The sequence below is a fragment of the Sphingomonas mali NBRC 15500 genome (assembly GCF_001598415.1).
Classification (GTDB): Bacteria; Pseudomonadota; Alphaproteobacteria; order Sphingomonadales; family Sphingomonadaceae; genus Sphingomonas; species Sphingomonas mali.
Genome location: NZ_BCYX01000001.1, coordinates 254,105 through 276,478 on the forward strand (window position 1 = coordinate 254,105; position 22,374 = coordinate 276,478).

Genomic DNA, 22,374 nt, shown 5'->3' on the forward strand with positions numbered 1-22,374 from the left:
CGAAAACAACCCCTTCAACAGGATAGCTTAGACCGGTCGCGGGCAAAGACAATCGCCCGATTAGATCGGGAATGGACCGATTGCGTCAGGCGATCGCCCAGCGCGGCACGTCCCCGGCCGCGATCGTTCCGTTGCGCCCAACCGGATACCGATCTCGATCGACGATCGCCGCCAGCGTCGCCCGGTCGTCGGGCGCAACCGCCGCCATCGTTCGCGCGCCGTCCTCGGTCCGCAGGATGACGACGCCGTGGTCGACCGTCCCGTCGCGGCGATAGAGGACCGTCGCGGTCTCGAGCGTTGCGGTGCCGTCGGCAGGCATCACGGTCGGCGGAACCGGGCCGCGCCGCTTTTCGGCATCGCCGGCAACCGAATAGTCCTGATCGAGCGCACGGTGGGATCGTGCGGAGCTCAGCACCAACGCGTGGTGCTTGGTGACGAACTCGCCCTGCCCATAGAGCAAACCCGTCCCTGCAACGGACCGCAGCCGCCGCACCATCGCTGCGGTTGCGTGGAGCATATAGTCGTTAAGCGGCGCTCCGAAGAAGGTGAGCCCGCCCGTGACGGTCGGCGCCATGTCCGCCCCCAGACCCAATGTCCGCCGCGCCATTTTAGGCACGCAGGGAAAGCAGCTGTAGAGCTCGAGCGCATCGAATGGTCGCCCGTCGTTCAGGGCGCGCGCACGGGCCAGCACGGCATCCTGCGCGGGGCTTGCCGTATAGCCGTCGCGGGCGAGGTAATCGCGCGGCTCGTCGGCCGCGGCGCCCCCAACCAGGTGGATCATCGTGCCCGGGTCGATCCCGGCCGCCCGCGCGACAGCGAGGCTCGTCACGATCACCGCCGCGCCCTGATTGACCATCGGGTTGGCGACCATCAGCTTGGTATAGGGCCAGGCAATCAGCCTATTGTCGGGCGTCACACGCGCAATGTCGTCGGCAGTGTATCGGCGCCCGAGCCAACTCGACGGGTTCTCGGCCGCAACGGCCGCATATCTTGCCCATGTTTCAGCCGATTCCACTTGCGCCGCGGCGGGCGTCTGGCCCCAGGCGTACGCGCTCGCCATCTCGTAGAACGGGTAAACACTGACCGGCATCGAGGCGCCCAGCGCGATCGCCAGCGGATGGAGATAGGTGCCCCGCTCGATCCGCGCCGGCGCGTCGTGAGCGAACGGCGGCCAGGGAAGGTCCTTGCCTTCCTTCTGCGCTCGCGCGGCGCTGTGCTGCGCTTCGCCGCCCGCGATCAATGCGACTTGCGCCTCGCCGCGTGCGATCGCCAACGCGGCTTCATGGACCAACTTGGTCGGCGTCTCGCCGCCGATCGGCGCATAGCTGGAGGAACGCGGCGCGATACCCAGCCGCCCCGCGAGCTCGGCGGGCGGATCGGCATACCGCCAGCTTACCAGATTGACGACAGCCAGCCGGTCGACTTGGTGAAGCAAGCGGCCGCCAGCATCCTCGTTCGCCCGCCGCGCGGCGAGTGCCATCAGCCCGATCGGATCGAGCGCGTGGCTCAGCATCGCCGGACGATCGACCGCCTCGCCGCATCCGACGATGACGGGGGTGCGATCGTCCGGCGTCATGCCGTTACCAGACGTGGACGCGGTCGCCCGGCGCCAGATAGCGCTTGTCACCCGGCTTGACCCCGAACGCATCGTACCATGCGTCGAGGTTGCGCACGGTCTCGACCCGCAGCGGCGCCAGCGCATGGACGTCGGTCGCGATACGCGCCCGGATCGCGCGATCGCGCATCTTGGTCCGCCAGCTCTGCGCGAAGGCCAGGAAGAAGCGCTGGTCGCCGGTTAGCCCGTCGATCACCGGCGCCGGTTTACCGCCCAGCGACGCATGATACGCTTCGTACGACGCAGTCAGGCCGGCGGTGTCGGCGATATTCTCGCCGAGTTCCTGCTGGCCATTGGCGTACAGGCCCGGCAGCACTTCATACTTATTATATTGGTCGATCAATGCCTTGCCTGATGCCTCGAACCGCGCGAGGTCGGTCTTGGTCCACCAATTGTGCAGGCGGCCGGTGGAATCGAAATCCGATCCCAGATTGTCGAACGAGTGGCTGATCTCGTGCCCGATCACCGCGCCGATCGCACCGTAATTGGCCGCCGGATCGAAGGTCGGATCGAAGTACGGCGTGTTGAGGATCGCCGCCGGGAAATTGAGCGCGTTCTGCAGCGGCAAATTGACGGCGTTGACCGTCTGCGGCGTCATCCACCATTCGCCGCGATCGGGAGTCTTGGCGAGCTTGCCGATCTGGTAGCGATAATTGGACAGCCGGGCACGGAGCAGGTTGCCCGCCGGATCGGTCGCGCTGACCGCATAATAAGGACGCATCGGCCAGGTGTCGGGATAGCCGACGCCGACCTTCAGCACCGACAGCTTCTTGCGCGCTTCGGCCTTGGTCGCGGGCGCCATCCAGTCGAGCGCGGCGATGCGCTTGTCGAACGCCGCGACGATGTTCTTGACCATCGTCTGGATCGCCGCCTTGGACGATGCCGGGAAATATTTGGCGGCGTAGATCTTGCCGACCTCATAGCCCAAAGCGCCGTTGACCGCACCGATCGAGCGCTTGTCGCGCGGCTGCTGCGCCGGCGTGCCGGTCATCTGCTTGCCGAAAAAATCGAACTTCGCGTCGTCGAACGCCTTGGGCAGGGCCGCGGCCACTTCGTTGACGCGATGGAAGGCGAGCCAATCCTGCCATGATTGCATCGGCTCGCTCGCGACCAGACCGGCGAGCTTGGTCGTCGTCTCGGGGTTCCAGACGATGAAATTCTGCTGCTTGGGCAGCCCCGCCGCGCTCCAATAAGCGTTCCAGTCGATCCCCGGCGCCTTTTTCGCGAAATCGGCGCGGGTCCAGGGATTGTCGCCCTTGTGCGCATCCTGCGCGGTGACGATGTCGGTCTGCGCCTGGGCGATCTTCGTCTCGAGCGCGAAAACGCGGCTGGCGCGCGCCTTCGGATCGCTCATCCCAGCGAGCGTGAAGACCTTTTCCAGATAGTCCTTATACCCGTCGCGGAGCTCGGCCATCTCCTTCTTGTCCGACAGGTAATAATCGCGGTCGGGCATGCCGACGCCACCCTGCATCAGATAGGGTGCGTTGATCGTCGGCTTGTTGAGGTCCTGCCCGACGAACAGCCCGAACAGATTGTCGGTCGAAGCGTAATTGTTGTTGTTGAACGGGTCGGTATCGGCCCGCATGTTGGCGCCGAGCATCGCCGACAGCTGCGCCTTCGTCTTGAGCGCGGCGATCGGCGCCAGGATCGGCTTCAGCGGGGCGATGCCGCGTGCCTCGATCGCGGCGGTATCGTTATAGGCGTCGTAATAATCGGCGATGCGGCGTAGGTCGGTACCGGGTTTCGCCTTCGACTCTGCGGCACCCTTGATGATGTCGGCGTTGCGCGCCTCGGCGACCTTGAACACGTCGAGCCCGACCCCGATCGACGAGCGGTCGGCGGGAATTTCCGCGGTCTTGAGCCATGTGCCATTGGCATAAGCGTTGAAATCGTCGCCGGGCTTGGCGTTCTGGTCGATCAGCGATTTGTCGACGCCCGATTTGGTCCCCATCACCGCCTGGGCAAGAGCTGGAGCCTGCCATAAGGCGACTCCGCTTGCGGTGGTGGCGAGCAACATGGCGGCGAGAATTGAGCGCTTCATCGGGAACCCTCTTTTTTCTGGTGTATGACTCGCTGGCTACACCAACACAGTTTGCCGCGCTAGGGGGCCGCGCGGCTTCCCAAGGGCAATCCGCGCGGCTAGGCAGGCGGTATGAGCGCACCGGTTCTCGACACTCGCCTTTCCCCCGATAGCGAGCAATTCCGCGCCAATGCTGCGCACAATTGCGCCCTGGTCGACCGGTTGCGCACCGACGTCGCGACGGCCGCTCTGGGCGGTAACGAGAAGAGCCGCGAGCGACACACGTCGCGCGGCAAGTTGCTCCCGCGCGATCGCGTAGAACGGCTGCTCGACCCGGGCTCCCCATTCCTCGAAATCGGCCAGCTCGCCGCGTGCGACCTGTACGATGGCGAAGTGCCGGGCGCGGGAATGATTGCCGGAATCGGCCGCGTCTCGGGACGCCAGGCGATGATCGTCTGCAACGACGCCACGGTGAAGGGCGGCACTTATTATCCGATGACGGTCAAGAAGCATCTCCGCGCGCAGGAGATCGCCGAACAGAACCGCCTGCCCTGCATCTATCTGGTCGATTCGGGCGGCGCCAACCTGCCGCACCAGGCAGAGGTATTTCCCGATCGCGATCATTTCGGGCGGATCTTCTTCAACCAGGCCAATATGTCGGCCAAGGGCATTCCCCAGATCGCCTGCGTGATGGGCAGCTGCACCGCGGGCGGCGCCTATGTCCCCGCGATGAGCGACGAGAGCGTGATCGTCCGCAACCAGGGCACGATCTTCCTCGCCGGCCCTCCCCTCGTCCAGGCCGCGACCGGCGAAGTGATCAGCGCCGAGGATCTCGGCGGCGGCGACCTTCATGCCCGCAAGTCCGGTGTGGTCGACCATCTCGCCGAAAATGACGAGCATGCGCTGACCATCGTCCGCGACGTCGTCTCGACGCTTCAGGCCGATCGAAAGCACGATATCGAACTGCGCGAACCGCGCCCGCCCAAGTTCGATCCGCACGATCTGTACGGCATCATTCCCCAGGATGTGCGCGCGCCGTATGACGTGCACGAGATCATCGCGCGGCTGGTCGACGGGTCGGAATTCCAGGAGTTCAAGGCGCTGTACGGCAGCTCGCTGGTGTGCGGCTTCGCGCATATCTGGGGCATGCCGGTCGCGATCCTGGCGAATAACGGCGTGCTGTTCAGCGAAAGCGCGGTCAAGGGCGCGCATTTCATCGAGCTCGCGTGCCAGCGGCGCATCCCGTTGCTGTTCCTCCAGAACATTTCGGGCTTCATGGTCGGCGGCAAATACGAAGCCGAGGGGATCGCCAAGCACGGCGCCAAACTGGTCACCGCGGTCGCCACCGCCAGCGTGCCCAAGGTCACGGTGCTGATCGGCGGCAGCTTCGGCGCGGGCAATTACGGCATGGCCGGCCGTGCCTATAGCCCGCGCTTCCTGTTCACCTGGCCCAACAGCCGGATCAGCGTGATGGGCGGTGAGCAGGCCGCCAGCGTACTCGCCACCGTCCATCGCGACGCCGCCAAGTGGACGCCCGAAGAAGCCGAAGCCTTCAAGCAGCCGATCCGCGACGACTATGAAGCGCAGGGCTCACCCTGGCACGCCACCGCCCGCCTGTGGGACGACGGCATCATCGACCCCGCCCAGACCCGCGACGTGCTCGGCCTCGCCTTCGCCGCCTGCCTGAACGCCCCGATCCCCGAAGCGCCGCGCTTCGGCGTGTTCCGGATGTGATGACGGGAACCGAACAAAATCCTCCCCGGAACGGGGAGGGGGACCGCGCGGCGAAGCCACGTGGTGGAGGGGGCCCACCCCGAATTCTCCGCGCGCCCATTAAAGAGGTAAAGAAGGCCCGCGCCGACCGCAAAAACATGTCCCTCCCCGAGGTCTTACTCTGGCAGGCGCTTCGCAAGGAACCCGGCGGCTTCAAGTTCCGGCGCCAGAACCCTCAGCTGGGATACCGCCTCGACTTCGCCTGTCTCGAAGCGCGGTTGGCTATCGAAGTCGACGGCGAAGCGCATGATCGCGGCGACGGCCCGAAGCGGGACGCCGTTCGCGACCAGCGGTTCGGCGAAATCGGATTCGCGACTCTCCGCATTCCCGCCATCCAAATCCTGAAAGACCCCGACGCGGTAATCGTCGGCATCGTCGCCGCTTGCCGTGAGCGGGCCCCCCTCCACCAACGGGCTGCGCCCGGCGGTCCCCCTCCCCGTTCCGGGGAGGATTTTAAGGAAGCCTCATGATCCTCCTCCCACTCCTTCTGCTCGCATCCGCCGCCGACCAAAAGGCGAGCGACAAGCTACCGCCGGCCAACCCGCTGCCGCCGCCCACCAGCGAAGAGGGTCAGGTGATGGCGCCAATCAACGCGATGTTCGACGGTCTCGCACGGCGCGACTCCGCAACCATCCTCGCCGCGATGCGGCCAGACGCCACCGCCGTGGTGGCCGCGGAAAAGGCCGATGGTACGCGCAGCGTCCGCCGTATGACCGCAGCCGACTTCGCTGCCGGGGTGAAGCCCGGCCCCGAGCGGTTCGAGGAACGGCTGAGCGACCCCGCGATCGAGATTGATGGCGACATCGCGATGGTGTGGAGTCCCTATACCTTCCTGATCGACGGCAAGGTCCATCATTGCGGCGTCGACCATTTCGACCTCGTCCGCGAAAGCGGCTCGTGGAAGGTCGCCAATGTCACCTGGTCGAGCCGCACCACCGGCTGCGCCGCGCAATAGCCTGACCGCATCCTTTCCAGAGGAGCCGACGATGATCTTCCTTCCCCTGCTGCTCGCCGCCGCGGCGCCCGCCGCCGACAAGGCGCCCGCTCCCGTATCCGCGAGCGACGCGGCCGCGGTGATGGCGCCGCTCAAGGCGTGGTTCGCCGGGATCGACGCGACCGATGCCACCGCGATCCGCAACCAGATCCGCATCGACGGCGGCGGCGGCGCGACCGTCGCCGTCAGCCGTCCGGACGGTACCAAGCTGGTGCGCCACATCACGTGGGAAGACTATCTTTCCAAGATCAAGCCGGGCGAGCACCGCTATCACGAGCAGTTCACCGGCAATCCGATGATCCAGATCGACGGCGACATCGCGATGGTGTGGGGCGACTTCACTTTGTCGGTCGACGGCAAGGTCGCGACCTGCGGCGTCGACCATTTCGACCTCGTTCGCGAGAATGGCGCCTGGAAGGTCCAGAATGTGACCTGGTCGCAGCGTACTGCGGGGTGCCCGGCCGCGTGATCACCTCGCTCCTCATCGCCAATCGCGGCGAGATCGCGTGCCGCATCATCCGCACCGCGCGCGACATGGGCATCCGCACGATCGCGGTCTATTCGGACGCCGATGCCAACGCGCTTCACGTGCGCCAGGCCGATGAAGCGGTGCACATCGGGCCGTCGCCAGCGCGCGAAAGCTACCTGATCGGCGACCGCATCATTGCTGCGGCGAAGGAAACCGGGGCGGAAGCGATCCATCCCGGCTACGGCTTTCTGTCGGAGAATGCCGACTTCGCGCAGGCGGTGAAGGATGCCGGGCTGATCTGGGTCGGGCCCAATCCTGACAGCATCCGCGCGATGGGCCTGAAGGACGCCGCCAAGGAACGGATGATCGCGGCCGGCGTGCCGGTGACGCCGGGGTATCTGGGCGAGGATCAGCGCCCCGATCATCTGAAGGCCGAAGCCGACACGATCGGCTATCCGGTGCTGATCAAGGCGGTCGCGGGCGGCGGCGGCAAGGGGATGCGGCGGGTCGATGCGTCGGAGGATTTCGCCGACGCCTTGCTCTCGTGCCAGCGCGAAGCCGCGGCGTCGTTCGGCGACGATCGCGTGCTGATCGAGAAATACATCCTCTCGCCCCGACATATCGAAGTGCAGGTGTTCGGCGACAGCCACGGCAATGTCGTCCATCTGTTCGAACGCGACTGCTCGCTCCAGCGCCGCCACCAGAAAGTGATCGAGGAAGCGCCGGCTCCCGGCATGGACGAAGACACGCGTGCTGCGATCTGTGCCGCGGCCGTACGCGCAGCAAAAGCGGTCGATTATGTCGGCGCGGGCACGATCGAATTCATCGCCGACGCCAGCGAAGGCCTGCGCGCCGACCGCATCTGGTTCATGGAAATGAACACTCGGCTCCAGGTTGAGCATCCGGTGACCGAGGAGATCACCGGGCAGGATCTGGTCGAATGGCAGCTCCGCGTCGCCTCGGGCGAACCGCTGCCGCGGACGCAGGATGAGCTCGAGATCAACGGCTGGGCGATGGAAGCGCGGCTTTATGCCGAGGACCCGGCCAAGGGATTCCTGCCGTCGATCGGCCGGCTCGAGGCGTTCGACCTGGGCGACGACGCCCGCGTCGATACCGGGGTCGAGCAAGGCGCCGACATCTCGCCTTTCTATGACCCGATGATCGCCAAGGTCATCGCCTGGGGCGAGGATCGCGAGGAAGCGCGCGAATTGCTGGCCGATGCGCTGTCCGACGCGGTCGTCTGGCCGGTGCGGTCGAACGCGGGGTTCCTGGTCGAGGCGCTGGAGCATGAGGCATTCGCCGAGGGCAATGTCGACACCGGGCTGATCGCGCGCGAAGGCGATGCGCTGATGCCACCCGAGCTACCGTCCGACGAGGCATTGGCCGACGCCGCCGCCGCGTTGATCGGCGAAGTACCGATGGCGGGGTTCCGTCTTAACGCTCAGTCGCAGCGGACCGACACCTTCCTGCTCGACGGCACCACGGTCGCGATCGAACACGGTGCGGCCGAGCCGGGATCCGAACCGGTCGACAGTCTGCTGATCGCCGAGGGCGGCCAGGTCTGGCAATTGACCCGCTGGCGCGCTGCGGGCGGTGCGGCGGGTGCGGCCGGCGACGGCGCGATCCTGGCGCCAATGCCGGGCCGCGTGATCGCGGTCGACGTGGCTGCCGGTGACCCGGTGACCAAGGGCCAGAAGCTGCTGACGCTCGAAGCGATGAAGATGGAGCACGGCATGACCGCGCCGTTCGACGGCGTAGTGGCGGAGTTGAACGCGGCGGTAGGGTCGCAGGTGCAGGTCGATGCCTTGCTGGTCAAGATCGAGAAAACCGAATGAGCGCGCCCCGCGTCGCCCCCGACTGGACACCAATCGCCGCCGCCACGACCTTGCGATAGGCCGGTGTGAGGCCTAAGCGGCGGGCATGGCGAAAACCCATCGTTTCTTCTCGCACCACACGCACGAATTCCTGCGCGTGGGCGCCTGCACGCCGGTGGCCAGCGTCGGCGACATCGCCGCCAATGTCCGCGAGACGATCGCGCTGGCGAAACGCGGTCACAAGGAAGCGTGCGACCTGCTCGTCTATCCCGAGCTCAATCTCACGTCCTATGCGATCGACGACCTGCATCTCCAGGACGCGATCCAGCGCGCGACCGGAGCGGCGCTGGCCGAGGTTACGGCGGCGACCGCCAAGCTGCGGCCGGTGCTGCTGGTCGGCGCGGCGATCCCGCGCAATGGCCGGCTCTACAATTGCGCGGTGGCGATCCATCGTGGCCGGATCCTGGGCATCGTCCCCAAGACCTTCCTGCCCAATTATCGCGAATATTATGAGAAGCGCTGGTTCGCCAGCGGCGAAGGCGTGGTCGGTGCGGAGATCGACATTGCCGGGCAAGCGAGCGTACCGTTCGGCACCGATCTGATCTTCGCCGCCAGCGACCTCCCGCATTTCATTTTCCATGCCGAGATTTGCGAGGATTATTGGGCGCCCACCCCGCCCTCGACCTGGGCGGCGCTGGCCGGCGCGCTGGTCTGCTGCAACCTGTCGGCGTCCAACGTCCTGGTCGGCAAGGCACGGCAACGGATGCTTCTGTCGGGATCGCAATCCGACCGTGCGATTTGCGCCTACGTCTTCTCCGCCGCGGGTCCGGGCGAAAGCACTACCGATCTCGCCTGGGACGGTCAGGGAATGGTGCACGAACTGGGCGAGCTGATCGCCGAATCGGAACGTTTTCCGACGGCATCCGACGTCCTGATCGCCGATGTCGATTGTGGACGTATCCGGCAGGAGCGGATGCGCAACAGCACCTTCGCCGATGCCGCCCGTTTCGCCGGGATCGATGATAGGGATTTCCGCTTCATCGGGTTCGAGGCGAAACCCGATTTCGCCGATATCGGCTTGAAGCGCGACGTGCGGCGCTTTCCGTTCGTACCCAATGCGCCCGAAAAGCTCGACGCCGATTGCTACGAGGCGTTCAATATCCAAGTCTCGGGTCTGATCCGGCGGATTGAGGCAGCGCGCGCCAAGCGGCTGGTGATCGGCGTGTCCGGAGGCCTCGATTCGACCCATGCGCTGATCGTCGCGGCGAAGGCGATGGACCGGCTGGGCCGCTCGCGCGATCATATCCTGGGCTATACGATGCCCGGCTTCGCGACCAGCGAGGGGACCAAGTCGAACGCCTGGGCGCTGATGCGCGCGCTCGGCGTGGCGGGCGACGAGATCGATATTCGGCCCGCCGCGAGACAGATGCTGGAGGACATGCGGCATCCGTTCGCCAATGGCGAGCCGGTCTATGACGTGACCTTCGAGAACGTCCAGGCCGGGCTCAGGACCGATTATCTGTTCCGGCTGGCCAACCAGCATGACGGCCTGGTCGTCGGGACCGGCGACCTGTCGGAGCTCGCGCTCGGCTGGTGCACCTATGGCGTCGGCGATCAGATGAGCCATTACGCCGTCAATGCCGGCGTGCCCAAGACGCTGATCCAGTATCTGATCCGCTGGTGCATCCGGACCGACCAATATGACGGCGAGACCGACCGCGTGCTCGACGCGATCCTGGCGCAGGAAATCTCGCCCGAGCTGGTCCCTGCCGGTGCCGACGGCGCGATCCAATCGACCGAGAGCAAGATCGGCCCGTACGAGCTCAACGACTTCTTCGTCCATTATATCGCGCGCCACGGCATGGCGCCGTCAAAGGTCGCGTTTCTCGCGTTGAAGGCGTGGGAAGATGCGAGCGCGGGTCGCTGGCCGCGCGATTTACCCGCCGCCGCGCGGCATACTTACGACCTGGCGACGATCCGCGGTTGGCTGGAGAAATTCCTGTTCCGCTTCTTCACGATCAGCCAGTTCAAGCGCTCGGCGATCCCCAATGGGCCAAAGGTTTCGGCGGGCGGCGCGCTTTCACCGCGCGGCGACTGGCGCGCGCCATCGGACGGCACTGCCCAGCCCTTCCTGGACGAATTGGAGGCGAACCTGCCCTGACGCCGCGAGGCGCCAGAGCAGACCCCGTTGGCTTTACAGCCCGATCTGAAGCGTCGCGCGCAGCGAGAGCGCGGCGCGGTTCTGTTGCTCCTCGGCGCCCACCTCGCCGCCGATGCGGAAGCCGGGCGAACCACCCGACGCGCGGAACCGGCCGACCCAGCCATCGGTGCGCTTGTCGGGGGTCAAGGTGAAAGCCTGCCCGCCCGCGAAGTTCGCCGTGGTCGCACCGAGCTCGCCGCCGAGGATCTGACGGCGGCCCGCCTCGATCTCGGTGTGGAACCAGCCGTCCTCGGTCGACCCGAAGCTGAGGCCCACCGCCATCGTCGCGTTGGCGGCGAATTCGTCGCTGGTGCGCTTGGCGATCGACAGATCGAACGCCTTGCCGCCGCCGGTTTCGGTATGGGCGTCCTCCTCCAGGCGGTAATAATCGACCGACAGGATCGGACGGAAGGTCAAATGCCCGACCGCGCCTTCGTATGACGCGCCGCCGGTGGCCGAGAGCATCTTGCCGTTCCACTTCGAGCTGTTGCTGAGCGCAACCGCCGTGCTGGTGCCGTCATTGCCGCTGAAGCTGCGTTCGCTGGCGAAATTGACGCGCGCCGCGGAGACGCGCGCGAACGGGCGCAGGCCGCTCCAATCGCCGCGCCAATAAGCGGCGACTTCATACTGGTCCGACGACACCGTATTGTCGGTGCCATTGTCGTTGTCGTTGCCATGCAGATAGGCGAGCGACAGGCCGAAATTGCCGAGCTTGGTCTTGTATTCGGCGCCGCCGGACGTGCCCCAGCCATTGATGTCGTAGGATGCGGTGTTGAGGAAGCTCTTCGATCCGCCATAAGCGACTTCCTCGAGCCAATATCCCCAATGCCCCTTGTCGACATAAGGCGCGCCGCCATCGGTCAGCATCCGCCCGATCGCGCGCGAACCCGCGCTGACCGCGGCGAACGTGCCACCGGCATGGTCCGGCAGCATCTGGCGGATCGCGGTCTGGAACGCGGTGCCATCGGTGATGTTGAGGAACGAATTGGCGACCTTGCTGTCCTGGCTCAGCGCCGCATAAATCGCGCCATAAGCAGCGGACCCCGAGCGGTTGAGGCCCAGTTCGCTCGCCGTCTTGGCGGCGATGTCGATCGCGATCTGGTTGGCGGGACCGCCGGTCGCGATGCTGGTCTTATACATATAGGGCAACGCGACCGACGAGGTCGTCAGGTTGCTCGCGCCGGTGACCGTGCCGGCCGTCAGGATCGTATAATGCCCCGTCCCGGTTACCAGCCCGGTCAGTTTGATCGCCAGCTTCGAATTGGCGTCAAAGCTCGCGGTCCCGGCGACGTTGTACTGGGTGGCGGTATTGGTCGTGGTGTTGACCGTGACGCCCAAGGTGCCGCCGCCGGTTACCGCCAGCGAGCCGATCGACACCGGCGTCGTGCCCGTATTGGTGAACGTGCCGCCATTGACCGTAACCGCCAGGCCCGACGCGTTGGCCAGCGTGCCCGCGAAGGTCGAGGTGCCACCGATGGTCAGCGTGTCCGACCCGCCGCCGAAATCGACCGCACCGGTATAGGCCGCCGTGCCGGCCAGGGTCATCGCGTCGTTGCCCGCACCGAACGTGGCGTTGCCGGTCATCGTGGCGTCGCCCGACATGGTGAGCAGGTTGTTGCCCGCGCCGAACGTCACGTTGCCGGCAAGCGAGCCGTCGCCGAGATCGAGCGTGTCGTTGCCGCTGCCGAAGCGGACGTCCCCGGCGATCGACGGCGCGGTACCGCTGGCGACGACGATCTGCTTGACCGTCGCGCCAGTCGTGTTGGCGCTGAGGTCGATCGCGATATTGCGGGTCGATGTCGTGTCGGCACCGCTGGCGGTGATCGCGCCGCCATTTTCGACCAGGGTCACGCTGCCCGATTTGTCGACGATCGCGGTCGCGCCGGCGGCGGTTCCCGCAGTCGCCGAGATCGTGCCGGTGTTGCGGATCGAGGTCACGTTGGCGCCGGCATCGACCACGACGGCCTGTGACAGCTGGCCGGCGGTCGATGCGCCAGTCGCGGTGATCTTGCCCGAATTGACGATGGTCGGGACCGTCGCGCCGGCGCCGATGCGCAGCGCCGTCGCGTTTGCCGCATTGGCAGTCGCCGCGACTGCACCGGTGACTTGCATGCCGTTGGTGACGGTGACCGCCCCGCCCAGCCCGCCGATCACGACGCCATTTGCGTTCACGCCGGCATAGAGGCCGTTGCCGCTCGCCGTGCCGTTGATGATGAGGCCGTAACCGGCAGTATTGGCGACGGGGCCCAGGGTGACCGAATTGCCGGTCGCGCCGATCTGGAGCGCGGCGGCCGATCCATAGGACGTGATTACCGCAGAGCCCTCGCTCGCATCGGGAATCCCGTCCTTGTCGACATCGGTATCGGTCGTGCTGGTCGTCGGAGGGATCGCCAGGATCACGCCACCCGCGACATTACCGGTGATCGATACCGCCGGCCCGCCCTGCAGCAAATCGTCCGCATCGAGCTTGCTGGGATCGCTGGGCACCGTCGTGTAGCGATAGCCGGTGCTGGAGATCGTGCCCTGGAGCGTCAGCGCACCCGACACATTGCCATTGATCAGAACGGCGCTGGCGTTTGCGCCCTGCGCGGAGATCGTGCCCGCGAGGCGGGCATTGCCGTTGATATCGCCTGTTTTCACGCCCGCGGAATTGTCGCCGGTCACCGCGATGGTGCCATCGGTCGACAGATTGCCGTTGAGCGGACCGCCGAGCAGGATGCCGTAGGAATTATTGCCCTCGACGGTGATCGTCGCGCCGCTTGCATTGGTGATCGAGCCGGTGAACGCGCCGGCGGTGCGGATGCCTGCGCGCCCGGTGCCCGAAGCAAACGGGCCATCGAGGTCGCCGTCATTGTCCGTGTCGGTCGGCGTATAGGTCTCGTCGACGATGATCTTGCCGGTATTGTTGATCGAGCCGGTCACACCGGCGGCGGCGCCGATGCCGGTCGCATTGTCCGAATTGGTGATCTGGATCGTGCCGGCATTGCTGACGCCGTTATTGCTGTCGATGGTAACCGCCGTACCGCTGGTGACGGTCACCGATCCGGCCGACGTGATGCTGACGTCGGACGGCGCACCATTGTTCGCGGTCGACGTCTTCACCGGCGTGGTGATCGCGGTGGAGATCGTGCTTTGCGCCGCGGCGGGAGTGGCGGCGAGCAGAATGACGGGGGTCAGGCAAGTCGAAGCAAGCAATACGCGCATCTGAAGTCCCTTTTTCGGATGCCCGTTGGGGAGAGCGGCACCCGTTCAAAGGCGATGACGGCGCAGACGCGGCGCAACCTTGGGGGTTAGGGTAAATTTTCTGAAGCCATGATCAGCTACGCTGAATGGTTACGGACTAAAACGCAGCGTCGAACCCGATCCGCACCGTGCGCGGGCGTAGCGGCGTGATCTGCTGGTCGCTTGCCACGGCGAAGGGCGTGCCCAGCGCGAAGCGGTTGCCCACTTCATCGGCCAGGTTGGTCACGCTGGCGGTGAGCGCGAACCGCTCGAACGACAATCGCGCGGAGACCCGCGTGTCGAGATAGTCGCCTTGTTCCGCCCCCAGGATCGGACCCACCCCCAACCGCGAGTGGCCAGTATATCGCACCGACGCGGCGAGCGAGATCTGCGCCGTATCGGACACCGCGAATTCGTATTTGACCGCCCCGCGCGCCACGACATTGGCGATGTTGGGCACGCGACCATAGGTCACCGCGTCGGCAGCGACAGCGTTGACGATGTGCGACGTTGCCGGCTGGCTGTTCGGGCCGGGGATAACGAAGCTGAGGAAGAAGGGGCTGGGATTGACCACCTTGCTGTCGTTGAGCGAGATGCCGCCCTCCAGGCTCAGCCCGGGCGCCGGACGCCAATCGGCCGATGCGGAAACCGTCCAGATCCGTCCGTCGCCGATATTGGCGGTGCTCGGCAACCCGCGACCATCGATGAAATCCGCCTGGATGTTGCGCCACAAGGTTCGCGACACGCTGAGCGAGACACCGACCGGGTCGACGCCCGGCACGCCATGCCGCATGCCGAATTCGAACGTCTCGGCGCGGTCATTGCGGAACCGCCGGACGAAATCTCCCTCGATCGCCAACCCGCCGGGCCGGAAACTCTGCTGGTAGCGGGCGTAGAGCGTCAGCCGATCGAGCGGCGTCGCGGACAGTGCGAACGACGGCAGGAATGCGCTTTCCTCGCGTTCGGCCGTCACGTCCGCATTGAGCCGCGCGATCAGTGGAACGACGTCGGCCCCCTCACCCGTCAGCCAGACATGGCTGTAGCGGCCGCCCCCGGTGAGCGTGAGCTTGGGCAGCAATTCGACCGAGACTTCGCCATAGCCGGTCGCCTCGGTAATGCGATTGACCACACCGGTGGCAGGCAGCGGCATGTCGGGATCGCCCATGGCCCGGCTGAGCTTGGTCGTGTTGCGCACGACGCTGGCGCCGAAGACCCAGCCCACGCCATCGCTCATCGGCCGCGACAGACGATTTTCGAACGAGAAAAGGTCGGTATGGTTGTTCTGCTTGAACAGCCGCTCCGGCCCGTTGGGCTCGGTGGCGTCGTAACGCTCATTCAGCCGCTGACGCGCGATGCCGAGCGAAGAGACGAACAGCAGGCCGCTGTCGAAGCGGCGGCTCGCCACCAACTCACCCAGCGCATAGGTCGCGTCGCTGCCCTGCGGGAGCTTGCTGTTGCGCGTAAGTGGCGGCGCGTCGCGATCGGCATATTGGCTGTCGAGGTTGCGCGTCTTCTGAAACGTGCCGCCCAGGTCGATCGTCCAGCCGCCGACCTTGCCACGCAACGTCGCCCGCCCGCCGAAGATGTTGGAGCGGTTGACGTCCTTCTTTCCGAGCAACGGGTTGTCGATATAGCCGCCCTCGGTAATCCCGTAGCCGAGCACGCGGATGCCCAGCGCATCCTCGGCGATCGGCAGGTTGAGCACCCCGGCTAGATCAGCGCCGGGCGCGCCGTGCCAAGTTGCCGACACACCGCCAGTCAGCGACCCGCCCACCGTCGTGAGGTCGGGCGTGTTGCGGACGACACGGATGATGCCGCCGAGCGACCCGGCGCCGTACAGCGTGCCCTGCGGCCCCTCGAGCACCTCGACCGAACCGACGTCGTAGAGCCTGAGATCGGGATCGGGCGCATTGTAGGTCAGGCGCACGTCGCCGAAATATTGGCCGACGGTCGCCTGGGTGGGTCCGGTGAAGCTCGAATCGGCGATGCCGCGGATGAACAGCTTGTTGCGGCCGGCGCCGAGATAGGTCGACGACACGGTGGCAACGCGCGAGATGATCGCATCGGTGCCATTATCGGAGTCACGCCCCAAATCGAGGCCGCCGATCACGGTGACCGCGCCGGGAAAGTTCTGCAGCCGCGTATCGCGCTTGCTCGCCGTTACGACGATATCGTCCGCCGCCTGCGGCTGCGGCGCTGGGGCTGGCGAGGCCGGACGCCTGGCGGCGATGGCGCGAGCGATCGGCTTCGGCTTGGGCGGCGGCGCCGGGACGATCCGCCAGACGCCGGGCACCGGCGATACCGCTCGTGCGGACGTCCCCTTCAACAGAATCGAGAGTGCGCGTCCGGCACCCATCGTACCGCGCACCGCACCGACCGGGCGGCGAAGCAAGCCGGGATCGTTCACCGCGACGACGATGCTGACGCGCGCCTGCGCGCCGAGTACCGCGATCGCTTGGCCGAGCGTCCCGGCGGGAATGTCGATCGCCTGATCCTTCGCCTCGGCCGGCGATGCGATCAGGCAGAGCCCCGCCAGCGCCGCGGGGCCGGCGAAACCCCTCATGGTCCGGCGATCACCCACCCTTTACCCGAACGGCGCACGGGCGCGCCGAGAAGGACGCCAAGCCGCGCCATGGTCGGCTCGACACCACCGTCGAGCCGCACGACGCCGCGAAACGGTCGCGTAGCCGCCGCGTCGTTGACGCTGACCGGCACGCCGAGATTGCGCTGCAGGTCGGCGGCGACACGCGACAACGGCGCTCCGTCATAGAAAAGCTGGCCACTACGCCATGCGCCGACATCGGCCGGCCTGACCGCACTCAGCCGCCCGGTCCGCTGTCCCTTGGCGAGCGTGAAGCGCTGGCCGGCGGGCACGTCTATGCCGGCCTTGCCAGGGTCGACCACGACCATGCCCTCGCTTACCGCGAGATCGAGCGCACCGCCGCCGGTGGTCACTTCGAACGTCGTCCCGGCGTCGACCAAGGTCGCGTCGGCGGTTTCCAGCCGGAACGGATGCGCCGGATCGTGCCTTACGGTGAACAGCGCTTGGCCCTGTTCCATCCGCGCAAAGCGCTGATCCTTGCGATCGAGCTCGATCCTGGTCTCGCCATTGAGTTCCAGCTTGGTGTCCGCAAGCACTACAGTGCGGCGTTCGCCGGCGGCGGTCTGCACCGAATAGAGATCGCGCGACGGCCAGGCGAGCCAGGAGCCGGCAGCGACCGCCAGCGCGACAGAGGCCGCCAATGCACCACCGAGCCAGCGGCGACGCGAAGGGACGACCGGCTCGTCGAAATCGGGTTCGGCCTCGGCTGGCCAGCTCACCCCGCTAAGCAGCTCGTCCAGATCGCGGTCGGCGGCGGCGGTTTCGGCATAAGCGCGCGCGTGCGCGGCGTCCGCGGCAAGCCATGCCTCGAACGTTTCCCAGTCATCGAACGAGGGATCGCGCTGGCGGATCAGCCAGGCGATGGCTTCCTCCTCCATCTCGCGCGTCCAGTCGGTCATGTCCGCCTCCTATTAGCGAAGACGGAATCGGTTGGGTCAAACCTCATCGATCGACCTCCGATAGTCGAGCAACGCGCGATAGGCTCGCCTGAGATCGGCTTCCACCGTGCTCAGGCTGACCCCCAATTCGCGCGCGATGTCGCGTTGCTGGACACCGTCGATGCGATGACGGCGAAAGATCGTCGCGGTGCGCACGCCCAATCCGTCCAGCACCGCCTGCACGCCGGCGAGCGTCTCGCGCGCCACCAGGCTGCGGTCGGGCGGCGGATCGTCGGACCGGTCGGGCTCTGTCGGCCCGGCGGCATCGCTCCAATCCTGCTCGCGCCGCTCGGTCTGACGCCGCGAGCGGAAGCGATCGACCGTCAGGTTGTTCGCTGCGCGGTAGAGATAGGACAAAGGCTGGGCAACGGGTCCTGCATCGGCCGTCGCGACACGCACATAGAGATCCTGAAGCACGTCTTCGGCCGCGTCCCCCGCGCCGCGCGAGACAAGGAATCGCAACAGCTTCTCCCTGTTCGCGAGGATGACGGCCTGAAGGCCGGAGGGAGGGACGTCGTCCATAGGCAGCGAAAGAGCATGAACCCGAAAGGGATGGCGACGCCCAGTACGGCGTGCGACGCTGCTTATCCAGCCCCATTGCGGGCGGCGGCAACCGATCGCCCCGCCAACCGCGACCCCGACTGCCGCACGAAGCCCTTCGTCATGGGGCTTGGCTAAACAGGCTGGCAGAGGGCAGCACCTCCGTGGCGCCCGAATGGCGCGTCACCGCATAGGTGAATCCGGGAAGCAGCGCATAAGCACCGATCCGACCATCCTGGCCAAGCGCGAGAAAACCGACCTGAAGTCCCTTGATCGCGTCGCCGCGCAACTGAGCGATATGCTTGACCGCTTCCTCGCACGCGGCCTGGGGCGAGAGTCCGGCGCGTATCGAGGCAACGACCCGGGCGGTTCCGGCAATCCGCGTCACTTCCTCACCGACCCCCGTCGACGCGGCGGCGCCTACCCCCTTTTCGAGGAACAGCCCGCACCCCGCCTGGGGCGAATCCCCGACCCGACCACGCATCTTGAATGCCATGCCCGACGTCGTGCACGCCGCGGCCATCGCGCCATCCAGGCCCCGCGCCATGATCCCGAGCGTGTCGTGGTTGAGCTTGGAACCGGGCGGTCCCGGCAGCTGGTTCTCGATATTGGCGATCGGCCGATAGTTCGCGGTCTTGAGCCATTCGCGCCAGCCCTTCTCGGCCTCGGGCGTGAGCAATTTGGTGCGTTTCATGCCCTGATCGAGCCCGAAGCGAGTCGCCCCTTCCCCGACCAGCAGCGTATGGGGCGTCTTTTCCATGACCAGCCGGGCGACCGAGATGGCGTGGACGATATCTTCCAGCGCGGCAACCGCGCCGACGCCGCCACGATCGTCCATGATGATCGCGTCGAGCGTTACATGCCCGTCGCGATCGGGATAACCGCCATAACCGACCGAATGATTGGTCGGATCGGCCTCTGGCACCTTCGCCCCGGCCTCGACCGCGTCGAGCACGGAGCCGCCGGCCTTGAGGCGTGCGAGCGCAGCCTCGTTCGCGGCCTTGCCGAAATCCCAGGTAGAAAGGACGGCGACCGGATCGGCCGTTTCCGCCGCGGCGCCAGCGCTTGCCGCGAACACCGCCGCCGCACCGATCCCCAATGCCCCGCGCCGTGAAATGCCGTCGTTCATACTTCGCTCCCTTTTTCTGAGATCGCGGCGCGCAACCGTTGCACGATCGCCTGATCGGTCGCACGTCGCGGTCCAGTTGCAAAGCCAAGCCGCAACGTGGCGGCATCGGGGTCGGGACCAGGACTGCTCGCCGATCCATGGACTTCGCGCACGCCAGTGCCGGCAATGATCCGCGCGACGTTGTCGGGCCGCACGCCTGCCCCGGCGATGATCGACAACCGCTCCCCGGCTGCCGCGACCATCGCCGCGAGCGTTGCCATGCCTTCGACCGCGCTCGATGCGCCGCCCGAACTCAGGATCTTGTCATAACCAAGCACAATCGCCTCGCCCACGGCTGCGACCGGGTCGGGGGCCAGATCGATCGCCCGGTGCAGCACGATCGTCGCATCGCGCGCCGCGTCACGGAAACGACCCAGCGCCCCGCGGTCAAGCCCGCCGTCGGGGCGTAACGCACCGACCACCACGCCCGCCGCGCCTCGTGCGACCGCTCCACCAATCTCCTCGACCATCAGCGTCAGATCGTCTTCGCCGTAGACGAACCCGCCAGCACGAGGTCGAACCATCATGTGAACAGGACAACCTGCTCGCAGCGCATGATCCAGCAAGGCGATAGACGGCGTCAGACCGCCAAGCTCGAGCGCCGAGCAAAGCTCGATCCGATCGGCCCCGCCCGCCACGGCAGCGTCGACCCCGGCCGCATCGTCCACACAGATTTCCAGGATCGCGCTCACGACCCCGTTCCTAAGCAGCTTCGCCGTATCTTGCCAGTGCTGCACTTGCGAAAGAAGACGGGCAACGGCGCCTCTTAGCGGAGGGGCAGTGCGTCGGCGAATGAACCTTTGAACGCGTTCGCGCGATTCTAGCGGCGATGGATATGACCGCGGCTGCTTCCAAGGACGTGACCGACGCCAAGCCGGTGGTGGGCTTTTTTGACGGTCGCGCCTGGCGGATCATTCGCAACAGCCTGGTCGGCGTTCTCGCGGCGCTCGGCGTTATCTGGCTGGTCCTGTTCGTCACGAAGGGCCGGTTTCTGAAACACCCGTTCGAAAGCGTCACGACCAGGATGGCGGGTCGCGATGTAAAAATAGGAGGGGACTTCCAGCTCTATTTCGCGCCGCTGAAGATCAAATTCTACGCGGAGGGGTTGAGCGTCGCCAACCCGAAATGGGCGACCAAACGCAATCTGTTTCAGGCACAAAAGATCGATATGCGTATTTCGCCGTTGAGCCTGCTCTTCGGCAAACGCCGCATCTATTGGCTCGACCTGACCGGCGGTTCGGCCGACCTCGAATGGAATGCCGGGCATACCGCCAACACCTGGACCTTTGCCGACACGGGCGGCAAGCCGTTCGAACTGCCGCGGATCGACCGCGCAACCGTCGTGGGCACACAGGTGCGGTATATCGATCCGCGGATGCGGCTGCTCGCCGACCTGGGAATCGATCCGATTGCCGCCACGAACAAGCAAATCGGCAAGGCGGTCGAGCTGCACGGGACCGGACAGATCCGCGACACGCCATTTCGTCTTGTCGCGCAATTGATGTCGCCCGACGCGACGCTCGAGCGCGGCGAGAACAAGCTGGTCGCAAGGGCCTGGGCCGCGGGCAACGTGATCGACGTAACGGGGACGCTGCCGTCGGCGACCGACATCGAGGACGTTCCGTTACGCATGCGGGCGCGGGGTCGCAACCTGGCCGAACTGCTCGGTATTATCGACGTCGTCCTGCCCAATACCCGCGATTATTCGTTGCGCGCGCAACTGGTAAAGGACGGCTCCGAATATCGCTTCACGCACATGGCCGGCCGGTTCGGCGACAGCGACCTCGCCGGGCGGTTGACGATCGTCAATGGCGACCGGCTGCGGCTCGATGCGGTATTGGCCACCCGCCAACTCGACATCGTCGATGCCGCTCCGTTCATCGGCTACAATCCCGATATTGTCGCGGCGAAGGGCGCTGTGGCTGCTGCCGCGGCAACCGGGGCCGCGCCACAGCGCGTGCTGCCCGACGCTGCGCTGCCGGTCGCCGGGCTGCAGCGTTTCGACGCCGGGCTGCGCTGGACGATCCAGGATATCAAGTCACGCAACGTGCCGATCTCGCATGTCGAGCTGACGCTGGCGCTTGATCGCGGCCGGTTGGCGCTATCGCCGCTGAGCTTCGCGATGGCGCGCGGCAATGTCGCATCGGATCTGATTTTCGATACGCGATCGCGGCCGGCGCTCGACAGTTATGACGTTCGTCTCTCGCCCACGCCAATGGGCCGGCTGCTCGCCGGTTATGGCGTCGATGAATCGGGCACGACCGGCACGATAAAAGGCCGCATCCAATTGAAGGGGCGCGGTGACACGATCCACGATTCGCTCGCCACCGCGAACGGTCGCGTGGCGTTCATTATGCCGAACGGCAGCCTCTGGACACGCAACGCCCAGCTATCGGAACTCGATATCGGCACATTCATTCAGAAGATGTTCGAGCATAAACTCAAGGAACCGGTGCAGATCAATTGCGGGCTCATTGCGTTCACGGTGCGCGATGGGATTGCCGCCGCCGACCCGATCATCATCGACACGAAAAAGAACGTCATCCTCGGCCGCGGGGGGCTGAGCTTCAAGAATGAGAGTCTCGACCTCGCATTTCGTGCCGACGGCAAGAAATTCTCCCTGTTTTCGGCCCAGTCGCCGGTCGGTGTTAACGGCTATTTCGCCAAGCCCGCCCTCCAGGTGATCAGCCCGGAGTTGCTCGCCCGGGCCGGTGGAGGTGTGGGATTGGGCGCCGTTGCCAGTCCGCTCGCCGCCATTCTCGCCTTTATCGATGTCGGTGATGCGAAAAGCGCTGCGTGCGGGCCGATCCTGGCCGGCGCTCACGCCCAGGCGATGCGGACCACAAAGGGCAAGCCGCGCGACGACGTCGGTAACGGCACCACCGCCAAATCGGAAAGCGGCAAGGAGTCGGCCGTCGATCGCAGGAAACAGAAAAAGAAGTTCCTCGGAATCTTCTGAACACGAAAACACCGGCGCGGATAGAAAAGAGCCCTGAGACGACGCGCAGCCTTCCCCGAC

Annotated in this window: 15 protein-coding genes; 7 read left to right on the forward strand and 8 right to left on the reverse strand. The window is 66.0% G+C overall.

Annotated features, from left to right (window positions below; all coding sequences use genetic code 11):
* Window positions 1-85: 85 nt before the first annotated feature.
* Both SMA01S_RS01190 and SMA01S_RS01195 read right to left on the reverse strand, forming a co-directional pair.
* Window positions 86-1,576, reverse strand: coding sequence for an acetyl-CoA acetyltransferase (locus SMA01S_RS01190; protein WP_066816419.1), 1,491 nt, complete (start codon window positions 1,574-1,576; stop codon window positions 86-88).
* 4 nt (window positions 1,577-1,580) lie between these two features.
* Window positions 1,581-3,656, reverse strand: a complete 2,076-nt coding sequence (locus SMA01S_RS01195) for a M13 family metallopeptidase (RefSeq protein WP_066816421.1) — start codon at window positions 3,654-3,656, stop codon at window positions 1,581-1,583.
* A 111-nt stretch (window positions 3,657-3,767) separates the two neighbouring features.
* On the opposite strand from SMA01S_RS01195, the gene SMA01S_RS01200 reads away from it, so the two are divergent.
* The 6 genes from SMA01S_RS01200 to SMA01S_RS01225 all read left to right on the forward strand — a co-directional run bounded on the left by SMA01S_RS01200 (window position 3,768) and on the right by SMA01S_RS01225 (window position 10,846).
* Window positions 3,768-5,369 (forward strand): carboxyl transferase domain-containing protein, encoded by a 1,602-nt coding sequence (locus SMA01S_RS01200; protein WP_066816423.1) that lies wholly within the window; start codon window positions 3,768-3,770, stop codon window positions 5,367-5,369.
* A 137-nt stretch (window positions 5,370-5,506) separates the two neighbouring features.
* Window positions 5,507-5,878 (forward strand): endonuclease domain-containing protein, encoded by a 372-nt coding sequence (locus SMA01S_RS24005; RefSeq protein ID WP_245649098.1) that lies wholly within the window; start codon window positions 5,507-5,509, stop codon window positions 5,876-5,878.
* Window positions 5,875-6,363, forward strand: coding sequence for a nuclear transport factor 2 family protein (locus SMA01S_RS01210; protein ID WP_066816427.1), 489 nt, complete (start codon window positions 5,875-5,877; stop codon window positions 6,361-6,363). The genes SMA01S_RS24005 and SMA01S_RS01210 overlap by 4 nt, the downstream gene beginning before the upstream one ends.
* Before the next feature lie 31 nt (window positions 6,364-6,394).
* A complete protein-coding gene (locus SMA01S_RS01215; RefSeq protein WP_066816429.1) occupies window positions 6,395-6,871 on the forward strand; it encodes a nuclear transport factor 2 family protein in 477 nt (158 codons plus the stop codon).
* Window positions 6,868-8,706 (forward strand): acetyl/propionyl/methylcrotonyl-CoA carboxylase subunit alpha, encoded by a 1,839-nt coding sequence (locus tag SMA01S_RS01220; protein ID WP_066816841.1) that lies wholly within the window; start codon window positions 6,868-6,870, stop codon window positions 8,704-8,706. Before SMA01S_RS01215 ends, SMA01S_RS01220 begins: the two co-directional genes overlap by 4 nt.
* Before the next feature lie 85 nt (window positions 8,707-8,791).
* A complete protein-coding gene (locus SMA01S_RS01225; RefSeq protein WP_066816431.1) occupies window positions 8,792-10,846 on the forward strand; it encodes an NAD(+) synthase in 2,055 nt (684 codons plus the stop codon).
* A gap of 33 nt (window positions 10,847-10,879) precedes the next feature.
* On the opposite strand, the gene SMA01S_RS01230 is transcribed toward SMA01S_RS01225, so the two are convergent.
* The 6 genes from SMA01S_RS01230 to SMA01S_RS01255 all read right to left on the reverse strand — a co-directional run bounded on the left by SMA01S_RS01230 (window position 10,880) and on the right by SMA01S_RS01255 (window position 20,047).
* Complete coding sequence (locus tag SMA01S_RS01230; protein WP_066816433.1) at window positions 10,880-14,089, reverse strand: autotransporter outer membrane beta-barrel domain-containing protein; 3,210 nt, start codon at window positions 14,087-14,089, stop codon at window positions 10,880-10,882.
* Window positions 14,090-14,225: 136 nt separating this feature from the next.
* On the reverse strand, window positions 14,226-16,670 hold the full coding sequence (locus tag SMA01S_RS01235) for a TonB-dependent receptor (RefSeq protein ID WP_066816435.1): 2,445 nt from the start codon (window positions 16,668-16,670) through the stop codon (window positions 14,226-14,228).
* Entirely contained in the window at window positions 16,667-17,608 is a 942-nt protein-coding gene (locus SMA01S_RS01240; RefSeq protein WP_066816437.1) for a FecR family protein, read from the reverse strand. Before SMA01S_RS01240 ends, SMA01S_RS01235 begins: the two co-directional genes overlap by 4 nt.
* 36 nt (window positions 17,609-17,644) lie before the next feature.
* Window positions 17,645-18,169, reverse strand: a complete 525-nt coding sequence (locus SMA01S_RS01245) for an RNA polymerase sigma factor (RefSeq protein ID WP_066816439.1) — start codon at window positions 18,167-18,169, stop codon at window positions 17,645-17,647.
* A gap of 139 nt (window positions 18,170-18,308) precedes the next feature.
* On the reverse strand, window positions 18,309-19,316 hold the full coding sequence (locus SMA01S_RS01250; protein WP_066816440.1) for a glycosylasparaginase: 1,008 nt from the start codon (window positions 19,314-19,316) through the stop codon (window positions 18,309-18,311).
* A complete protein-coding gene (locus SMA01S_RS01255) occupies window positions 19,313-20,047 on the reverse strand; it encodes a copper homeostasis protein CutC (RefSeq protein WP_066816843.1) in 735 nt (244 codons plus the stop codon). The genes SMA01S_RS01250 and SMA01S_RS01255 overlap by 4 nt, the downstream gene beginning before the upstream one ends.
* Window positions 20,048-20,184: 137 nt before the next feature.
* On the opposite strand from SMA01S_RS01255, the gene SMA01S_RS01260 reads away from it, so the two are divergent.
* On the forward strand, window positions 20,185-22,314 hold the full coding sequence (locus SMA01S_RS01260) for an AsmA family protein (RefSeq protein ID WP_066816442.1): 2,130 nt from the start codon (window positions 20,185-20,187) through the stop codon (window positions 22,312-22,314).
* Window positions 22,315-22,374: the final 60 nt, after the last annotated feature.